At 71.0% G+C, this 3,740-nt stretch carries 5 protein-coding genes and 1 pseudogene; 2 read left to right on the forward strand and 4 right to left on the reverse strand.

Annotated features, from left to right (window positions below; all coding sequences use genetic code 11):
* Positions 1 to 857: zinc-binding dehydrogenase (locus tag F3J10_RS34810; RefSeq protein WP_167243979.1), on the forward strand; the 857-nt coding region annotated here is incomplete at its 5' end.
* 25 nt (positions 858 to 882) lie between these two features.
* On the opposite strand, the gene F3J10_RS34815 is transcribed toward F3J10_RS34810, so the two are convergent.
* On the reverse strand, positions 883 to 1,365 hold the full coding sequence (locus F3J10_RS34815; RefSeq protein ID WP_013689926.1) for an Lrp/AsnC family transcriptional regulator: 483 nt from the start codon (positions 1,363 to 1,365) through the stop codon (positions 883 to 885).
* Positions 1,366 to 1,659: 294 nt separating this feature from the next.
* On the opposite strand from F3J10_RS34815, the gene F3J10_RS34820 reads away from it, so the two are divergent.
* Complete coding sequence (locus tag F3J10_RS34820) at positions 1,660 to 2,310, forward strand: LysE family translocator (protein WP_167234652.1); 651 nt, start codon at positions 1,660 to 1,662, stop codon at positions 2,308 to 2,310.
* A 154-nt stretch (positions 2,311 to 2,464) separates the two neighbouring features.
* On the opposite strand, the gene F3J10_RS34825 is transcribed toward F3J10_RS34820, so the two are convergent.
* The 3 genes and pseudogenes from F3J10_RS34825 to F3J10_RS34835 form a co-directional block, all read right to left on the reverse strand.
* Complete coding sequence (locus F3J10_RS34825; protein WP_025097994.1) at positions 2,465 to 2,659, reverse strand: 4-oxalocrotonate tautomerase; 195 nt, start codon at positions 2,657 to 2,659, stop codon at positions 2,465 to 2,467.
* A 65-nt stretch (positions 2,660 to 2,724) separates the two neighbouring features.
* The gene (locus F3J10_RS34830) at positions 2,725 to 3,519 is read right to left on the reverse strand and encodes a class II aldolase/adducin family protein (protein ID WP_166916901.1); all 795 of its coding nucleotides are present in this window, start codon (positions 3,517 to 3,519) and stop codon (positions 2,725 to 2,727) included.
* Positions 3,497 to 3,740: pseudogene (locus tag F3J10_RS34835) on the reverse strand (hypothetical protein); the annotation flags it as partial. The pseudogene F3J10_RS34835 and the gene F3J10_RS34830, both read right to left, overlap by 23 nt.

Genomic DNA, 3,740 nt, shown 5'->3' on the forward strand with positions numbered 1-3,740 from the left:
AGCCGCCGCGCGTGCCGGGCCACGAGGTGGTCGGCCGGCTGGTGGCGCTCGGCGCCGCCGTGCCGCCGATCTGGCGGCTCGGGCAGCGCGTCGGCGTGGGTCGGCTCGGCGGCCATTGCCAGGTTTGCGCCTGGTGCCGGCGCGGGCAGTTCCAGCTCTGCGAGAACCAGCCCGTGGTCGGCGCGAGTCGCGACGGCGGTTATGCCGAGATGATGCTGGCACGCGCCACCGGGCTGGTGGCGATTCCCGACGAACTGGACGCCGAGCAGGCCGCGCCGATCCTCTGCGCCGGTATCGCCACCTTCAACGCGCTGAAGAAATGCGGCGCCGAGGCGGGCGACACGGTGGCCGTGCTCGGCATCGGCGGGCTGGGCCACCTGGCCTTGCAATACGCGCGGCGCATGGGCTTCCGGGTGGTGGCGGTGGGCCGCGGTGCGGCGATCGCCGAGGAGGCGCTGGCGCTCGGCGCGCATCGCTATATCGATACCGAGCGCGAGGATGCGGCGGCGCGCCTGCTGTCGCTGGGCGGCGCCCGCGCGATCCTGAGCACGATCGGCGATGCCCCGGCGGTGGCCGCGCTGATGGCCGGGCTCGCGCCGCAGGGGCGGCTGGTGGTGCTCGGCGCGGGCAAGGACCCGCTGCCGGTCTCGGCGGGGCACCTGGTGGGCGGCGAGCGCGGCGTGATCGGCTCCATCACCGGCACGCCGCACGAGAACGAGCGCACCCTCGACTTCAGCGTGCTGGCCGGCGTGCGCCCGCGCATCGACACCCTGCCGCTGGAGCAGGCCGCCTTGGCCTACCAACGCATGCGCTCGGGCGAGGTCCGGTTCCGCATGGTGCTGACGATGCGGCGCTGAGGCGCTCGCCGCCGCGCCGCCCGCTTCAGACCTGCATCGACGGCACGTCCTTCACGCAGCGCAGCGCGAACATCGAGCGGCTATGGCGGATGCTGGAGATCTTGTAGAGCTTCTCGCGCAGGAAGCGCTCGTAGCCGGCCGTGCCGTCCACCGCCACCTTGATCCAGTAATCGTATTCGCCCGATACCAGGTAGGCCTCCAGCACCTCGGGCAGCGCGGCCAGCTCGGCGCCGAAGCGTGCCAGCGCATCGTCCTCGTGGCGGTCGAGGGTGACCTCGAGGATCACGATGTCGGCGTAACCGAGCAGGCGCGGATTCACCAGCGCGACGTAGCCGTCGATATAACCGTCGGTCTCGAGCTGGCGCGTGCGGTTCCAGCAGGCCGTGGTCGACATGCCGACCTGTTCGGCCAGTTCGGCGTTGGACAGGCGCGCATTGGACTGCAGCGCGCGCAGGATCTTGCGGTCCTGGTTGTCGAGCGATTTGGGCGAGCGTTCGCGGGTGGCCATGAGGTTCTGGAATTTTGTTCGCGGAATGGCGATTCTATCTGAAGAAGCTTCCGGTTTTGGGCGGGAATCACGGGATAAGCGGAAGCCTTTTCAGCGCCTCGCCGCGTATATTTTCCGTATGCCTTGTTGCCCGGCATGACCGATTCGGCCACCCCCCGTTTCGATCAGCTAGCGCGATCACGAGTCGCGAGGCCGGGCAGGACGGGCATCCGTCACCCTCGTTACCGTCCGAAACCGGCGGCGCTGCCGCCGCCGGGTCGCATCACGGAATTACCCGAATCCGCCCGCTCCGACATGTCGTTCCAGCTCTATCTGTCCTTCCTCGCCGCCGCGCTCGTGCTCGTTTATGCCCCCGGTCCCGTCAACCTGCTCACCATGAGCCATGCGCTGCGCGCCGGCTGGCGGCGCGCGCTGCCCTGCGTCTGGGGCGGCACCGTGGCGGTGCTGCTGCAACTGGTGCTGACCGCGTTGTGCCTCAATTCGCTGCTGCACGTCGACGAACGCGCGCTGGGCGTGCTGCGCTGGGTCGGCGCGGCCTACCTGGTCTGGCTCGGCTACCGGCAGTGGCGCGGCGGCGCGATCGTCGCGCCGGCCGAGGGCGAGGCGCCTGGCACGGGCGAGGCCGAAGCCGAGACGGCTGCCTCGCGGCGCGGCCTGTTCTGGCGCGGCCTCGCCACCTCGGGCTTCAATCCGAAGACGCTGCTGTTCTTCCCGTCCTTCTTTCCGCAGTTCATCAACAGCGAGGCGAGCTGGAGCGTGAACCAGCAGTACCTGGTGCTGGCCGCCACGTTCGCGTTGCTGTTCGCGCTCGGGGTGGCCTCGATGGCGCTGTTCTCGCAGCGCCTGAGCCGCCTGCTGCAGCGCCCGACGCGCGTGCGTGCGCTCAATCGCCTGATGGGCGGCCTGCTGGCGGGGATGGGGGCGATGATGGCCGGCTGGGGTTGAGCCTCGGCCGAAGCGAGCGGGACGCGCCGGATTCGAGCGCGGTCCCGCGCCGGAAAGCAGAACGCGCCGCGATATTCGCGGCGCGTTGCGTTTTGGCGGGGCCGGGCGGGTTCGGGCGGGGCCGGGCGGGTTCGAGCGAGTTCGGGCGCGGCGCTCAGCCGGCGTCCGCGTCGGACCACAGCTTGCCGCCGGTGGCCCAGTTCTCCTTCTTCACTTCGTGCAGGATGATGTCGACCGCCGAGGGCGGGCAGTCGAGCGTCTCGCAGGTCACGCGCGTGATGGCCTCGATGAAGCGGCGTTTCTGCTCGGCGCTGCGGCCTTCGAACAGATCGACGTGAAAGGTCGGCATGGCAGGTCTCCAGGTCAGGGATGCAGGCAAACAAGGCGATTCAGGACGATTCAGGGCGGGACGAGTCAATCGCGATACGACGCCTCGCCGGGGCGCGCATGACGTTCGTGGCGATCGAGGCGGCGCAGCATGGCTGGCCATTCCAGCTCGCCCTCGAGCGCGCCGCCGTCGCGCAGTTGTTCGGCCGCGCGCGCGATCACCTCGGGCGCCGGCAGCACCGGCGCGAGGCCGCCCGCCTGGGCGGCCAGCTGGATCTCGCAGGCCTTCAGCAGCGTGGCGGTGCGCACCCAGGCTTCGGCCACGGTGCGGCCGACCGTCAGCGTGCCGTGATTGCGCAGCAGCATAGCCGACTTGTCGCCGAGCCGCTCGACTAGGCGCGCGCCTTCGGCCGGCGTGAAGGCCAGCGCCTCGTAGTCGTGGCAGGCCAGGTCGCCGTGAAAGCGCAGCGCATGCTGCGAGGCCGGCAGCAAGCCCTGCGGCTGCATCGAGACGGCGATGCCGGCCTTGGCATGCAGGTGGATCACGCAGACCGCATCGGCGCGCGCCGCGTGCACGGCCGCATGCAGCGCGAAGCCGGTGGCGTTGACCTGGTGCGGGCCATCGCCGATGCGCCTGCCCGCCAGGTCGATCTTGACCAGGTTCGAGGCGCGCACCTCCTCGAAGGCGAGCCCGAAGGGATTGATCAGGAAATGTCCGGGCTCGCCGGGCACGGCCACCGACAGATGCGTGTAGATCAGGTCGTCGTGGCCGTCGAGCGCGACCAGGCGATAGGCGGCCGCGAGGTCGAGGCGGGCGCGCTGCTCGGCCGCGGAGATCGGGCCGGCGGCGGCGCGGGTGTCAGCGTGGTGGACGAAGCTCATGGTGGGTGGCGGTGGTGAGGGGCGGTGCCGGCGCGCCGGGTGAAGATGGCGCGACGCTCTCGCGCGACGCGATGCGCAGGAGATTGGCGGCGATCGCGAACGGCGCGCTGAACGGCGGCAGCCCGAGACGCAGCGCGAGCAGGTGCAGCAGCGATGCGCCCAGGGCGCCGGCCAGCGCGATACGCGGCCCTCGGGCGGCCAGCGCGATGGCCGCCAGCGCG

The sequence above is a fragment of the Burkholderia sp. Cy-637 genome, from assembly GCF_011753175.1.
Lineage (GTDB): Bacteria > Pseudomonadota > Gammaproteobacteria > Burkholderiales > Burkholderiaceae > Burkholderia > Burkholderia gladioli.

Bases quoted from the DNA above. Each gene is read 5' to 3' on its own strand.
- F3J10_RS34825 (WP_025097994.1), bottom strand. From the start codon at position 2,659: ATGCCGACCTTTCACGTCGATCTGTTCGAAGGCCGCAGCGCCGAGCAG.
- F3J10_RS34830 (WP_166916901.1), bottom strand. From the start codon at position 3,519: ATGAGCTTCGTCCACCACGCTGACACCCGCGCCGCCGCCGGCCCGATC.
- F3J10_RS34820 (WP_167234652.1), top strand. From the start codon at position 1,660: ATGTCGTTCCAGCTCTATCTGTCCTTCCTCGCCGCCGCGCTCGTGCTC.
- F3J10_RS34815 (WP_013689926.1), bottom strand. From the start codon at position 1,365: ATGGCCACCCGCGAACGCTCGCCCAAATCGCTCGACAACCAGGACCGC.